We start from the raw sequence: 14027 nt of genomic DNA on the forward strand, positions 1-14027 counted from the left end.
GTACTCTTTGACCGAGCTGGGATAGCTTTCACATTAATTGGCATAAGGTTCACCTAGTCTACGCGCCTCACACCAAATTTGGTCTACCTCTGACCAATCGGCCGTACTGCTCGCCCTACACCATAACGATGAGCAGGCGGCCACCCTACTTTTTCTAATCCATTAGGATGTCGATTCAGGCGGCCAAATTTGCATCTGCTGGTAGATGGGCAGCAGCACTTGGCAGGCTCGTTGTTGCAGCTCAGCTTCCAGCGCTTCATGCCACTGCGGCCAAACCCGCGCAATATAGGGATCGCGCCCTTCGCCTTGGCGAATAAAGTTATCTTCAAAGGCGCCCAGCAGGGCTTTTTGTGCTTTTTCTTGGGTTTTCTCATCAAGGGTCGCTGGATCAAAACCAATACCACGCGGATTGTCGCTTAAAGGCCCCAAGGCTGCTTCCAGCCATGCCCAACAGCTACGCGGGAAATAAGCCAGTGGTGCTTGGCTACCTTGTAAGTAATCACTCACATAAGGCAGTAAAGTTTGACCTGCGCTTGGCGCGCTGACCTGACAGCTGCCCTTTTCGCCGATCCAATAAACCGGTAAGAAAACACCTTGCTGCGCCAAGGCGAGCTGCTCAAGCCAGCTGCGCAGCAAATCTTGGCCGCGTACCGAGCCCACTCGATAGCGCAGTAGTGCAGGCTCACCAGCAATTTGATAGCAACCACTCACCCAACCTTGCAGCGGCAATCCTAAATGCTGGTCATCATCAGCCAAGCCCATTAGCAAGCTATCCACCTCTAAATCAGGCAACGGATGCTGCATCATGGGCAATAATTCAGGCAATAAGGCTTCCACGGCCTGCCAATGAGATTGAAAGGCCAGCGCACCAAAATGCGCCGCAGGCAATAAACCAGCGGCTTGGCAGCGCGCTCTTTGCTCGCCAATAAAAGCCTCATCAATCTTTTGGGCGCTGAGCGCCGCTTGTAGCAATGTATTTTTGAGCTGAAAACTGGCTAAGGTATCAATCGCAAAGGGCTCTCGCTCTTCAAGGGTTTGCAGCTGATCGCGAAAATCCACACGCAATTGGCGCTGGAAAAAACTTTGCACGGGCAACTGCCAAAATCGTTGCAGCTCCGCAAGCTCTAGCGTTTCAGGTCGCTCCCGCGGCGGCAATGGCTGCGATAAAAATTCAGGAGCAGCTTGGCCTTGTCGATTGGCCGCTGGCAGCCATTCAGCGGCATAGGAGCCTTGCTCAAAGGCTTTGGCATCAAAGGGCGAGAGTGCATAACGCTGGCAAAGATGGCTCAAAAGATCTTGCGATAAGGCGTCATCGGCTAATCCTGTATTCAGCTCGCTTTTGCCAGCCTTATCTAGCACATAGTGCTGCTGCAGATATTCAAGCAGTTCACTGAGTAAAATCGAAGGCACCTTAGCCTGATTATCCAACACCGACTGGCCGATATAGCTGATATACAACTTCTCTTGCGCGGCGAGGATCGCCTCTAAAAAGAGGTAACGGTCATCATCTCGACGACTGCGATCGCCTGCTTTGGCGCGTCCCGCCATCAAATCAAAGCCCATGGGCGCCAGCGTACGTGGATAATCACCGTCATTCATACCGAGCAAACAGACCAGCTTGAAGGGAATGGCGCGCATTGGCATCAAGGTACACACATTCACCTGCCCTGCCAAAAAACGTTGGCTGACTTGGCTTTGCCCTAGCGCCGTTGAAAAGTAGTGCTGCACTACGGAAAGCGGCAACATATCTTGGCTGGTATCAATCCCCGCAGATTGACGCTGCGCCACCAGCTGCGCGGCTAAATTTTGCAGTTCAAGAAGCTGCGCTTGCTCATCGGCATCGGGCAGAAAACAATCTTGCAGTAATTGGCTCAGCAGTTGCTGCCACTGCTCGCTGCTATGGGATTGCTGCAATAACTGATGGTAACGCTCTAAAGTTTCCACGTACCATGCCAGCTTACCTGCCAGCGCTGCGCCCAAGCCTTCCACTTCGTCATAGCCCAGTGCGCCATGGTATAGACCCGCACCACTTGGCATGGCATAGCCGAGCAACATACGTTTGATGCCAAAGCCCCAGCTATGCTCATGTTGCGGTGGCAATTGCCACTGCGCAGCGGTTTGCGACAGCCCCCAGCGAATACCACTTTCATCCACCCATTGACTCAAGGTGGCAAAATCTTGCTCGCTGAGTTCAAAACGACGCAGTACCGCGGCCGTTTCCAACCATTCTAAAAGCGTGGGCGCAGTGCAGCGCTGATTGGGCAGCTGTAATAAAGCAGCAAAGGTTTGTAGCATCGGGTGCTCATGCTGCGCACTGCGATCCGACAGCGAAAAGGGTATATAGCGCTTGCCACTGGCGCTACCAAAAACGGCCTGAACCGCCGGACCATAGCGCTCAATATCCGCCACCATCACAATCACATCACGCGGTGAGAGATGAGGATTGTGATCAAACTGCTTCAATAGATAATCGTGCAGCACTTCCACTTCACGCAGCGGGCTATGACACTGGGCAATATGCATGGAGTCATCGGTCATGCAGATGGCTTGCTTGTCATTGTTGAGCACTTGCGGGGTGGTGAGATCCAACATATCCGCTTGCAGTGCATGCAGCAGGGTATCGCGATTGAGATCCACATAGGCACTGATATCCGCCGCCTCAAGCTCACTGATCATCTGCTGATAATCACGGCCCTGCTTGCCCCAAGAGGCCAGTAAGGGATGACCCATTTCCGCTTGCTGCGCCATTAACTCGCGGGTGAGCGAAATCGGTGCCGCCATTTTCGGCGCCGATGTTTGTCCCAGCCAATCCGCTTGCTGTAAGGTTTTGAGCGCACGCTTATCAAGGTATTTCTGATCGCGAATATCACCCCAATATTGACGACAGGGATTGGTCACCATCAGGTGTACATCAATCACCTCGCCCATGGCAGCGAGCGCTTCTAAATAACGCGGCGGCAGTGCTGAAATGCCAAAAACAAAGATTCGACCATAGCGTTTAAGCGCTGCACCTTGCCCTGATTGCAGCGCATCAATAAAGCGCTGATACAAATTGGCACGATGGTAAGGCGACTGACCCAGCTCGGCGGTTTTATCCACCAAAGCGCGCCATAAAATCGGTTGCCATGGCTGCTCTTGTGCTAAAGATTCCGCCTCTTGCGCACTAATGGCTTGCCCATCCCCTTCCCAGTAGGCGATCCACTGCGGGCGATACACCAAATATTGGTCATAGATATCGGCGATTTTCTCCGCCAATTGCACCCATTTCAGAGGATCAGCCTGGTCTAAATAACGCGCTAGCGGCGCAAAGGCATCGAGGTGCAAATAATGCGGTAATAGTTCAGCCAGCTTCCAAGTCATCGCCGCTTTATTAAAGGCACTTTGCGCAGGGACATCGGGCAGCACTTCGGTAAAGCAGCGCCAAATAAAAGTCGAGGGCAGTGGAAAATCGATATTGGCGCTCACGCCAAGTTCGCTGGCCAAATTTTGCTTGAGCCACTGCGCCATGCCTGGGTTTTGCACCAAGATGGTTTCTGGCTGAAAAGGATGCACCTGCGGCGCTTGGCTAATGCGATTGGCCAAAAGCTTGGATAAAAGATCGAGCTGATTGGATTGGTAGACCTGAAGCACGCGTCATATTCCACTGACTGATTTGCCGCAAATTATCTCTGATTCGTGCAGGGAAAGAAATGAAAGGCCGCGTCTGCTGCCCATAAGGCGGGAGATTGGCCACAAAAGCAGCGAAAAGGATGCGACTGCGAATTTTATGCGTTCATCAATTCAAAAGATTCTTCGAGACTCGCCCCGATGGCGACTTCCTTTTTGGTCAGCAAAAAGGAAGCAAAAAATGACGCCAATCGTTTTTTACTCGCGCAAAGAAAAGCCACGGTAAGGATGCTTACCATGGCTTTGTTTATGTCGCTCTCTTTTGGGCGGGTCGCCTCTTTTTACTTTTGTTCAGCGAAGGCTTTTTCTTTTTTGGCTGACTTTCTAAAACCTTAAATCTGTTTGAGTTGACGGTGACTTTGAATATGACGCCAACCGCGGCTCAAAGGACGATAGTGCAGCACATAGCGATAAGCCACATAACTCACCACCACAGTGGCTACCCAAAGCTCAAGCTCTGCCAATCCTCGAAGCTGCGCAATATAGTGCGGCGCAACACCGACACTTGCGAGCCAAACACAGGTCTTAAAGAGCGCAGTCGCGCTAATCACCAAGGGGAAGGTAAATGCCGCATAAGCTGGACTAAAAGGCAAACGAAGCAGATGCACCATGGCCAGATAGATCACCACGGTCATCAGTACCGCGATCCCTGCGAGCAAACCAATCACCAAAGGTGATGGCACGGTTTCTACGGTTAAATAACCCGCCAAAGAAAGCGACGCTGGCGCTGCTAAAATCGCGATGGTGGGTTTAGCGGCATCGGGCACTTGATCGCGGAAAATCAAACGATAGAGCATCATCGGTAACATCAGCGCATAGCTAATTAAACCAAAATAGAGCACGGCTTCCGCTACAGGACGTAACGCGCCACCGGCAAAAGAGACATCAGCCACAATCAAACCCACTGGCGGTACAAACCAACTTGGCACCATGTCACTTAAATGAAAACGCTTCGCGCGATGAGCAATAAAGGCCATTAAGAAAATGACATGAATCGTGACAGCAAATAGCCAAACACCCGCACCCACATCATGATTGAGTTTACTGATGCTGTTACTGACCACCATCAATGCCATGGCAAAGGTAGGCACCACACTGCCGACCACGGGATGGGCTAAATCTTGCAAAAGAACACGAGGGTGACAGAGAAATTTCGCCAGCAGTAGTAGCAATAATGGCGCAGCAATCACAGCACCCAGCGTTTGACCAATACCAGACATGGCGCTCATATTCTCCCAACTCCAGCCGAGGCTGGCGATCCCCAGTGCCAATCCCGCCATGGGGGTTGGTGCAAAGGCAAGATGATGTTTGGCAGATTTAAGCATGGCGCACTCCATAGGATGCTGAAATTCAATGGCGCCATCCTACGCGCTGTGTTAGATTAAGAATAGTTGAATAAACTTATCGATGCGTTAAGCAAAACTTAACAAAGAGTATTATCTGTACTCAATATGTTGGCTATCGCGTAAAGGAGAGCAACTAAAGGATGAAAACCACAGCATGACCCCCAAACAGCTAGCCGCCTTTGTCACCGTGGCTCAGGAAAAAACCATCAGCGCTGCAGCAGAAAAACTACACCTCACCAAACCGGCAGTGAGCATGGCTATTAGTGAACTTGAAAAGCAGCTCGGCCAGCCGCTGTTTGATCGCCAACATAACCGCCTGCATCTCAATCAGCAGGGTGCGCGACTGCTTCCCTATGCCGATGAACTGCTTACCCGGCAGCGAACCATTAAAACCCTGTTTAACCAACAAAGTCTCAGCGGCACCCTAACCATTGGCGCCAGCGACACTTTGGGGAATCAAGTGCTGCCTTTTTTGATTCGCGGCTTTGAACAGCATACAGGCCACACCCAACAGCAACTGCGTATCACCAATACCAATCGCATTTGTGAAATGCTCAGCGCCTTTGAGCTAGATATCGGCTTGGTCGAAGGACATATTCAGCAGCCGCAATTGGTTCACGAGCCTTGGCGTCAAGATATGCTATGCGTGATTGCCGCCCCCAACCATCCCCTCGCGCAGCCTGAAGCAAAAGTATCCCTGTCCAAATTGGAAAATAGCCAATGGATCTTACGAGAACCGGGCTCTGGCAGTCGCGATAACTTTTTTGAACGCATCGCGCCACGTCTTCGCCACTATCAAATCCGCTTTGAGCTCAATAGCACCGAGGCCATTATTAATGCGGTATCCGCAGGCTTAGGGTTTTCCATCATGTCATTGTTATCAGCAAGACATGCGCTCGCAGCAAGGCGGGTCAGCCAAATTCAGTTGCCACTGGATTTAAGCCGCCACTACCATTTGGTCTATCACCAAGAGAAATATTTAAGCCCCCTACTCAGCCATTTTTTAGATTTTTGCCGGCAGTGGCACGATGAAGACCTCGCGCTATAACGCGCTCTATCGTTGGCTCCAAAATAAATTTGGTTTTGTCGGTTTTTTTCAATACCGAGGACATGCCCTTACCCGAGGCAGCATTTGTTCAAACGCAAAAAAGAGGCGCATGGCCTCTTTTTGCTCACAAGGACAGATGTCCCCTTAATCTAAACTTGCTAACTTAACTGAATAAACATGCTTTCACCCAATTCAGTCAACTTCAACAAACGCTTACGTGCATCAGTTGGCGATAAAAATTGAGCAATCATTCCCAGGCCTTCCACATCTTTTGATGGTGTGTTCAGCATTATACGAACAGCACGTGATGCCGCAGACTGTGCATATCCAAGATCTCGAACAATGTCGTTAACCGTACACATTGGCTTCTGCGCAATATATGAAAGGACAAGCAACTGCTTTAGCGTCATATCTGGATATGTCGCATCTAGTTGCTTTAATTTATTAAAATCTAAAATGGTCGACACTTAATCTTCCTTCGATTGAAAGTCATCGACTGCCAAAGTATCTCAAAAAAACATATATAGAATGCTTCTTATAACTTTTCCCTCTGAGAAATAGTAACGAAAAAAAGACAATGACATCCCAAACATAGCTTTTGAGTTGTGATGATCACAAAGCTCAGAAAGCTGTACGCGGGTTATTTAAGCCGCGCTTCACTGCGTGCTCGAAGGTGATCGGTATTTTGCCCAATGATGCTGCGCAACCAGCTCAGCGCTGGATCGTTTTCCCGATCGCGATGCCAAAACAAGGTATAAGCCATGGGCGGAAATACCATGGGCAACGGCAGTAACACCAAATCTAACTGGCGCGCCGCAAGCTCAACAAAGTGGCTTGGCGCGGTAAAAATCAGATCGGTATAGGTGCATAAACTAGCGGCGCTATTAAAATCGGGAACGGTAATCGCGATATCGCGCGCCTTACCTAAATCCGCTAAGCGGTAATCAAGCAACCAGCGGTCATTGCCATCGCAGCGCACCTGCACATGACGCAAAGAAAGATAACGCGCCAATGACCAATCCTGCGTAAGCACTGGATGATCGCGTCGCACCACACACATCTGCTGATCGCGATAGATCTCCAGCTCGCAAATATCGCCCGGAGGCAAAAGGGTTAATTTGGCATCGTTAATATCGATATCTTTCCCCGTAAGCCCCAAATCGAGCTCGCCGCGCTGAAGCATGGCAAAGGTTTGCTCGCTCCAGACATGGGTGCTGATGGTCACCTGTGGCGCTTGCTGAAAAACTGAAGGTAAAAAGTGCGGCAAAATCAGTGGATAAACACTTTCCACAGCGGCAATTTGAAACTTATAGGCACTGTTTTGTGGGTCAAAAATTTCAGGCTCTGCCAATTGTTCAAGCTGATGAATTAAGGCGGCAAGTTTTGGCTTTAAATGTAACGCACGCGCTGTTGGAACCAAGCCGTGGGCATGACGAACAAAAAGTGGATCATTAAACTGCAGGCGCAATTTAGCTAAAGCTTTACTCACCGCCGATTGACTCAAGCACAATCGATTGGCGGCACGGGTCACATGACACTCTTCAAGCAAGACTTTTAAGCACACCAAGACATTCAAATCCAATCGCGCCAGTTGTTCCACTGCCATCTTTTCACCCTCAATTTGCCTGAATGACACATCATTCCAATTTGGAATAATAAATATGATTATCCATCACTTCCACTCATATCAGCAAACCATTAGGCTAGCCCCCTTTCGATTTATCCCGCTTTTGGAACTTGTTGTGTCGCACCCTGACTCTTATTTTGCGCCAAGTAAACTTCAGCTCACCATGCTGACCCTCTTGGTGCTCTTTAGCCCCCTGGCCATTGATATTTACTTGCCTGCTCTGCCTTTGATTGCGCGCGATTTTTCAGTCAATCACACGCTTGCGCAGGACACCATTACTTGGTTTTTATTTGCCATGGGCTTGGGCCAACTCTTTGCGGGTCCTCTTGCAGATAAATGGGGACGCCGCGTGATTGCCCTGAGTGGCATTGCCATTTATGGCGTCAGCTCAGCACTGGCTTGGTGGGCTCAAAATATTGAGTGGATGCTCACTGCTCGCTTGCTGCAGGGGTGTGGCGCTTGCGCCACTTCCGTAGCCGCCTTTGCAACGGTTCGCGATCTCTTTGGCCCGAAAAAAAGTGGGAAAATGATCAGCTACTTAAATGGCGCGATCTGTTTTATTCCAGCACTAGCCCCGATTTTGGGTAGCTATCTCACTCAGCATTTAGGCTGGCGAGCCAATTTCAGTTTTATGGCCGGCTATGCCTTTGTGGTGTTTGCCATGGCCCTTTGTGCGATGCGTGAAACCAATCCCAATCCAAGCCAGCAAGCGGTTTTTCAGCCAAGCCGTTATTGGGCGGTGCTGAGTAACACCTCCTTTTTGTTCCACGCCAGTTTATGCTTATTGGCCATGGCGGTGATCCTTGCCTATGTCACCTCAGCGCCAGTGGTACTGATGCAAAACTTAGGGCTGGATATGCAGCAATTTACCTTTTGGTTTGGCCTCAACGCCGTACTCAATATCGCAGCCTGCTTTATTGGTCCCAAATATATGGAGCGTGTCGGTCCACATCGCACCTTGGTCACCGGGGTATTATTGCTGGGTATGGCTGGTTTTTTGATGCTTGCACTGGCCAAAGAGCACACCGCCTTGGCCTTTATGTTGCCTATTTTCATCTCATCTGTTGGTTTTGCTCTGATCTTGGGCGCAGCTGCAGGTCAAGCGCTCGCCCCATTTGGTGACAAAGCAGGAACCGCAGCGGCACTACTCGGCCTATTTCAAATGAGCGGTGCAGGCCTTTTAGTCGGACTGATGCAACGTTTGGGATTGTCAGCGCAATGGATGATTAGCTTACAAATGTGGTTCCTTTTACCGGCCTTGTTGATTCTATTTTCTCGCTTGAAGTACCGTTGGTATGCCATTCCCGAATCACAATCCGCGACTCAATCGGAATAAAAATCCAAAATCACCCCAACAACCAGCATCTTATAAAAACAAAAGCGCCTCATATGGCGCTTTTGTTTTGTTTTTAAATCACTGACTAATCACTAGCACTAAAAAATGAATATGAGGTGATAGGATCGGCGGACAACATACTTGCTTGCAGCATAAAAAACTAAAAGAGAAAGAAAATGAGCGAAAATACAAACCCAGCGAAATGCGGTTGTCCATTGAAGAAAAAAAGCATGATGATTGTTGCCGCGATCATCATCCTTGCGCTTTTGGTCTTTGCCGTGATTCGTTCGATGAAAACCGACATTCTGGCGCAAAGCTTCCCTGAAAACGGTACCATTGTTGAACAGTGCACATTTTATGTGGATTATCGTAACGCTGTGATTCAAGCGATCACAGAAGGTATGCCACAGGAAGATTTGCACGACATGGTGGCCGATGACATGAAAGATCCGAATAAACTCAAAGATATGTCGATGGTTTTCTATTCATATAAAGCCGATCAATTGAACCACCTTCCTGAGCTTTATGGCGAGTTTTTACGTATTCGAAAAGAAAAATCAGCCCAAGACATAGAAAAAATGATGAAAGATGCCTTTAGCTCACGTGATTCATTGGTTGAGTCCTGCGTTGAGGATTACACCAACCGAGCATAAGTGGCTCATCAATTACAAATTCAACATCAAAAAGAGCGCACTTGCGCTCTTTTTTCGTTTAAGCCCGCAGAAACATAACTGTATTTTGTTATAGCTCACGTTTTTCGTGCCTGATCATTTTGACAGCGCAATACACCGCTGATAGCCTGACGCACCGAATTTTCCACTTAAATCACTTGCACTTAGGAATAAAAATGAGCCTAGACGACGTTAAAAAGAAGGTCACAGAAACAGCTAAAAACGCCGCCGACAATGCAAAACAAGCGGCGAGCAAAATCGACATGGATAAAGTGAAAGCGTCTGCCGAAAAAGCAAAAGAAAATCTCACCGCAGAAAACATCAAATCTGCCGCCGAGAAAGCCAAAGAAAACCTCACCGCAGACAACATCAAAGCCGCAGCTGAAAAGGCCAAAGAAAATCTGAGCGCTGAAAATCTCAAAGCCTCTGCAGAGAAATTCAAAGCCTTTGATAACAAGAAAAAAGGGATGATCATCGGTGGTGGTGTTGCAGCACTTGGCCTACTCTTTTGGCTATTTAGTGGCTCATCAAACATTCTCGGTGAAACCTTCCCAAGCAATGACTCACTCAAGGCGCAATGTGAATTCACCGTCGATTATGAAAATGCAGCAATGACCGCCATGCTCGATGGCATGAGCCAAGATAAGCTTGAAGCGCTCATGACCCAAGACATGAAAAATACAGACGGCATGAAGCGCGGCGTTGCGCGTAGTTTCTATCGTGATAAAGAAGATCTACATGAGTCGCTTGGCCACATGTACAGAATGCTTGAAGAAATGGACGCCAAAGAACGCGCATGGACGCAAGAGAAAGCACAGAGCCAAATTGGCGATCGTGATGAAGACGTGAAACGTTGTATTAAGCGTTATTCTAATCGCTAATACAGCACATCCAACCCCACTCAAAAGAGCTCATATGAGCTCTTTTTTTAATCAGCTGTATATGAATGCTATTGGTCGACATCACATGCCTCACAACACAGCCACTTTTCGCTGTTAACCGTTACGCAAAAACTCGCGTACAGTTCACAGCCCTGTGGAAAGGCTTGGACTTTTAGCGCCGAGAACTGTATAAAAAGCCAGTAAATTTACCTGTAGAAGAGGATGACCATGGCCGTTATCGTCAAATACGTCGTTGAACGCAATGGAGAAGAGAAAATGACTTTCACCTCTAAAGCGGAGGCGGACGCCTACGACAAAATGCTTGATGAAGCAGATGCCTTATTTGAGGTGATGCAAGCGAGCAAATTGATCGACAGTGAAGAGATGATGGAAGAGCTTTCACTTTATCTTGCTAAGAATAAAGAAGAAGTTCTGATTGCTTTGGGTGCCAAGCGCAAACCTGCACCGAAAAAAGCAAAAAAGGCAGACAAACCTGAAGCGCAAGCAGACGACGCCGCCTAAGCCATCATTGACCTTGCAGTCATTTGATTAAAAACCTTTTTCCTCTAACGCCCGGCGTATTGAGGGAAAAGGTTTTTTGTATCACCAACTTTCCCCTCGCTTTTACACTTGCTTAGCAAGATCAACACAAAAGTCACTTCACCCAATTTGCGCGAACCTTTATGATAGGCGCTAATTTCGACTCACCGCATATGAAATGCCGGTATACATAAAAAGGAATGGAGACAGTAAGATCATGGCTAGTTTTTCTCTTGCCTTTGGTACAGCGACCAAAAACCGCGATGGTAAAATCATCGAAGCTTTCTTCCCAGCGCCAAGCTTGAACCCAAGCGACGCTCTGGTCGATGCCCTTAAACCGGCAGTCAACTATCAAGGTGGTAATGAAGCCATTGAAATCAGCGCCGATAAAGCAGCTGAACTGGCAACCATTTTCAGCGCGCAAGGCGACGAAGCACAAGCAAACTTCGCAACAAAAGCAGCAAACAGCAAGCAACCTTTGGTATTGGTGATTCTGGCTGAAGACAGCCAACCACAAAGCGTTGCAGAAGGCTTTTTGAAGCTACAACTGATTTCTCACCGTTTAGTCAAACCACACGGCCTTGTACTGGACGGTATTTTTGGCCTATTGCACAACATCGCATGGACCAACCAAGGTGCGATTGATCTACCAGAATTGGCCGATCGCCAAATCGAAGCGCGCCTAAATGGTGAAACGCTGATTGTTGATTGCGTTGATAAATTCCCGAAAATGGTCGATTACGTGGTGCCAACAGGCGTGCGTATCGCCGACACTTCACGCGTTCGCCTTGGCGCGCACGTGGGCAATGGCACCACAGTGATGCACGAAGGCTTTATCAACTTTAATGCCGGCACCACAGGTGTGAGCATGGTTGAAGGCCGTATTTCTGCTGGTGTCGTTGTCGGCGAAGGCTCTGATGTTGGTGGCGGCGCTTCTATTATGGGTACTCTGTCTGGTGGCGGTAAAGTGGTTGTATCCATTGGTGAAAACTCACTACTTGGCGCCAACGCGGGCCTTGGTTTCCCACTAGGTGACCGTTGTACCATTGAGTCTGGTCTTTATGTCACTGCCGGCTCTAAAGTGCGCCTTCTTGACAACAATGGCCAAGAAGCTGGCTTTGCGAAAGCGCGTGATTTGGCAGGCAAACCAGACCTTCTCTTCCGCCGTAACTCAACTACAGGCGTGATTGAGTGCTTAACCAACAAAGCTGCGGTTGAACTCAACAGCGAACTACACAGCAACAACTAATCCATTCTATGTGTTGTATGCACCTGAATGCGTGTTGATTTGAATGAAAAAGGCTTCCCGAGGGAAGCCTTTTTGTTAACTGCAATTCATATTATTGCGCACGCCATGTGTAATAGAAATATTTTAGCCGTGCTGATTTCGCCAATATATCCTCTGGAGAGGATTAATTTCTACACCATTAGATGGAATATATTATCAGTAAACCCATCTTTAAAAATCGACCGATGGTAATCACGTCGAATTCTAACTTAAAATAGCTATGCTATGTAAAATACACATTAGATTATCCAAGCCATTGTAAAAAATATTGAGGGCCACATACAAGTAATACCATTTATATTCAGGGGAATGTAAAAATTATAACAAATTGATTTTAATACATACAAAACAGATAGTTACAATCAATAAAAATATAACATAAAAATACACACCCACTAATCCCATGCAAAACAAAGAGATATTTCCAAATTATTACACTTTCTAACGAGCAATCATAAAACCATAAAACCATATCACACATGAGACGCTAAGCTTATATTATCTCTAACAGCGATAATATAAGTCAGGTGACGTATGTTATTAGAACTCTTGTTTGTTGGTTGCTTTTCGTTTTGTTCGTTAGTTGTTATGCGTAAATTCGCCAAGCAAATCAACTTAGTCGACAAACCGAATTCACGAAAACTGCACACAGGAGCGATCCCTTTAATTGGTGGCATATCTATCTATATGTCCATCGGTTATTTTTTAGCTGCTAGACCAGATATCATCCAGAATAACAATCTATTTTTGAGTTGCTTAGGCATCCTTATTACACTAGGAGCAATTGATGACAAAATGGATATTAGCTTCAAGGTACGTTTAGCAGTACAAGCCATTGTATCTATTCTGATGATTCAATATGCGAATATTGAACTAGACAATATCGGCAATGTTCTTGGCACCGGGGAAATTCGCCTTGGATTTCTCAGCCCTGTTATCACTATCTTAGCTGTTATAGGCGCGATTAATGCCTTTAACATGGTAGATGGCATTGATGGGTTACTTGGTACACTTTCAATTGTTACCTTTGCTAGCTTAGCTATTGTACTTCGGGTGGATGGTCAAAGCGGCTTAGCCTACCTATGTCTCATATTTATTGTGGCAACGCTTCCCTATATTCTAATGAATCTTGGTATATTTGGGCCAGAACGCAAAGTATTCATGGGGGATGCCGGCAGTATGATGATAGGTTTTACAGTCATCTGGTTGCTGCTTGGTGCAAGCCAAAATCAAACAGGTATGTTACTAAGGCCCGTGACTGCACTCTGGTTAATCGCCATCCCATTAATGGATATGGCAGCAATCATGATTCGTCGAGTCAAAAGAGGCGACTCACCTTTTAAACCTGATCGCGAGCACTTACACCATATATTTCAACGCCTTGGATTTAGCTCGAAACAAACACTAGTCATCATCAGTTCACTGGCCAGCACATTCGCAATGTTTGGAATTTATGGTGAAATAAGTGGAATTTCTGAACGTACCATGTTTATGCTGTTTATCATCTGCTTTATGGGTTATACCACGGCCATGAGTTATAGCTGGCGTATGACAACTTGGATGCGTCGTCGCAAAGGATTATCTGATAGCACACTATAGTTTATTTGTAATAGACCACTCATTA

General features: G+C 47.5%; 11 protein-coding genes. 7 read left to right on the forward strand and 4 right to left on the reverse strand.

Annotation, left to right across the window (positions count from 1 at the left end):
• Positions 1–162 precede the first annotated feature (162 nt).
• Both recC and L9P36_RS10745 read right to left on the reverse strand, forming a co-directional pair.
• Complete coding sequence (gene recC / locus L9P36_RS10740; protein WP_237466710.1) at positions 163–3630, reverse strand: exodeoxyribonuclease V subunit gamma; 3468 nt, start codon at positions 3628–3630, stop codon at positions 163–165.
• A 368-nt stretch (positions 3631–3998) separates the two neighbouring features.
• The gene (locus tag L9P36_RS10745) at positions 3999–4991 is read right to left on the reverse strand and encodes a TDT family transporter (RefSeq protein ID WP_237466712.1); all 993 of its coding nucleotides are present in this window, start codon (positions 4989–4991) and stop codon (positions 3999–4001) included.
• A gap of 175 nt (positions 4992–5166) precedes the next feature.
• On the opposite strand from L9P36_RS10745, the gene L9P36_RS10750 reads away from it, so the two are divergent.
• A complete protein-coding gene (locus tag L9P36_RS10750; RefSeq protein ID WP_237466714.1) occupies positions 5167–6060 on the forward strand; it encodes a LysR family transcriptional regulator in 894 nt (297 codons plus the stop codon).
• 158 nt (positions 6061–6218) lie between these two features.
• Here L9P36_RS10750 and L9P36_RS10755 read toward each other — a convergent pair whose 3' ends face one another.
• The gene (locus tag L9P36_RS10755) at positions 6219–6527 is read right to left on the reverse strand and encodes a MarR family winged helix-turn-helix transcriptional regulator (RefSeq protein ID WP_237466715.1); all 309 of its coding nucleotides are present in this window, start codon (positions 6525–6527) and stop codon (positions 6219–6221) included.
• Between the two features lie 173 nt (positions 6528–6700).
• A complete protein-coding gene (locus L9P36_RS10760; protein ID WP_237466717.1) occupies positions 6701–7666 on the reverse strand; it encodes a LysR family transcriptional regulator in 966 nt (321 codons plus the stop codon).
• Positions 7667–7802: 136 nt separating this feature from the next.
• On the opposite strand from L9P36_RS10760, the gene L9P36_RS10765 reads away from it, so the two are divergent.
• The 6 genes from L9P36_RS10765 (at position 7803) to wecA (ending at position 14002) form a co-directional block, all read left to right on the forward strand.
• Positions 7803–9023: a multidrug effflux MFS transporter gene (locus L9P36_RS10765; protein WP_290368696.1), complete on the forward strand. Its 1221-nt coding sequence runs from the start codon at positions 7803–7805 to the stop codon at positions 9021–9023.
• A 176-nt stretch (positions 9024–9199) separates the two neighbouring features.
• On the forward strand, positions 9200–9676 hold the full coding sequence (locus L9P36_RS10770) for a hypothetical protein (protein ID WP_237466719.1): 477 nt from the start codon (positions 9200–9202) through the stop codon (positions 9674–9676).
• A gap of 194 nt (positions 9677–9870) precedes the next feature.
• The gene (locus L9P36_RS10775) at positions 9871–10575 is read left to right on the forward strand and encodes a hypothetical protein (protein WP_237466721.1); all 705 of its coding nucleotides are present in this window, start codon (positions 9871–9873) and stop codon (positions 10573–10575) included.
• 228 nt (positions 10576–10803) lie between these two features.
• On the forward strand, positions 10804–11097 hold the full coding sequence (locus tag L9P36_RS10780; protein WP_237466722.1) for a YebG family protein: 294 nt from the start codon (positions 10804–10806) through the stop codon (positions 11095–11097).
• A gap of 235 nt (positions 11098–11332) precedes the next feature.
• Entirely contained in the window at positions 11333–12364 is a 1032-nt protein-coding gene (dapD, locus tag L9P36_RS10785) for a 2,3,4,5-tetrahydropyridine-2,6-dicarboxylate N-succinyltransferase (RefSeq protein ID WP_237466724.1), read from the forward strand.
• A 573-nt stretch (positions 12365–12937) separates the two neighbouring features.
• Positions 12938–14002, forward strand: a complete 1065-nt coding sequence (gene wecA / locus L9P36_RS10790; protein ID WP_237466726.1) for a UDP-N-acetylglucosamine--undecaprenyl-phosphate N-acetylglucosaminephosphotransferase — start codon at positions 12938–12940, stop codon at positions 14000–14002.
• The last annotated feature ends 25 nt before the right edge of the window (positions 14003–14027 follow it).

Source organism: Vibrio stylophorae (assembly GCF_921293875.1).
Lineage (GTDB): Bacteria > Pseudomonadota > Gammaproteobacteria > Enterobacterales > Vibrionaceae > Vibrio_A > Vibrio_A stylophorae.

Excerpts from the sequence above, each read along its gene's own strand:
- L9P36_RS10745 (WP_237466712.1), bottom strand. The coding sequence starts at position 4,991 with ATGCTTAAATCTGCCAAACATCATCTTGCCTTTGCACCAACCCCCATG.
- L9P36_RS10750 (WP_237466714.1), top strand. The coding sequence starts at position 5,167 with ATGACCCCCAAACAGCTAGCCGCCTTTGTCACCGTGGCTCAGGAAAAA.
- L9P36_RS10760 (WP_237466717.1), bottom strand. The coding sequence starts at position 7,666 with ATGGCAGTGGAACAACTGGCGCGATTGGATTTGAATGTCTTGGTGTGC.
- L9P36_RS10770 (WP_237466719.1), top strand. The coding sequence starts at position 9,200 with ATGAGCGAAAATACAAACCCAGCGAAATGCGGTTGTCCATTGAAGAAA.
- L9P36_RS10775 (WP_237466721.1), top strand. The coding sequence starts at position 9,871 with ATGAGCCTAGACGACGTTAAAAAGAAGGTCACAGAAACAGCTAAAAAC.
- L9P36_RS10780 (WP_237466722.1), top strand. The coding sequence starts at position 10,804 with ATGGCCGTTATCGTCAAATACGTCGTTGAACGCAATGGAGAAGAGAAA.
- dapD (WP_237466724.1), top strand. The coding sequence starts at position 11,333 with ATGGCTAGTTTTTCTCTTGCCTTTGGTACAGCGACCAAAAACCGCGAT.
- wecA (WP_237466726.1), top strand. The coding sequence starts at position 12,938 with ATGTTATTAGAACTCTTGTTTGTTGGTTGCTTTTCGTTTTGTTCGTTA.